Source organism: Psychrobacter sp. 1Y4, assembly GCF_051847555.1.
In genome coordinates, this window is record NZ_JBPYDE010000950.1 from 1 (window position 1) to 563 (window position 563).

Genomic DNA, 563 nt, shown 5'->3' on the forward strand with positions numbered 1-563 from the left:
TGATGATTGCCTCACGAATCTTAAAGAGGCTTAATAGAACAAAGATACAACCTGATAAGAACACTGCTCCCAGCGCGGTTTGCCATGCATACCCCATCCCTAAGACCACGCCATACGTAAAGAAGGCATTAAGTCCCATGCCTGGCGCTAACGCTACTGGTAATCGGGCATAGATACCCATAATAAAACAACCGACCGCTGCGGCCACACAGGTTGCGACAAATACGGCCCCTTTGTCCATACCTGCATCGGCTAAGACATTAGGGTTAACAAAGATAATGTAAGCCATCGTCAAAAACGTGGTTATACCAGCGACGATTTCTGTTTTGATCGTGGTATTGTCACCATTAATCCCAAAATAGCGTTCAATTGCATTCATAAGTGTGTCGCCCCCGACTGGCTAATAAAAAGTCACCACTACCTAAAATTAAACATGACCTCAGCAAAATGGCGATGCCGCAGTAAGAATAATGTAGTAACAAAGCGTAACATATTAGACGAGTTGTCTTACAAACTCAATCGCTGATAATGTCTAACTCGTATAAAAAAGCAATTAGAAACAC

General features: G+C 43.0%; 1 protein-coding gene. It reads right to left on the reverse strand.

The features are described from left to right. On the reverse strand, positions 1-379 hold a 379-nt coding region (locus ACS8FC_RS19790), incomplete at its 3' end, for a solute carrier family 23 protein (protein ID WP_439298041.1). Positions 380-563 lie beyond the last annotated feature (184 nt).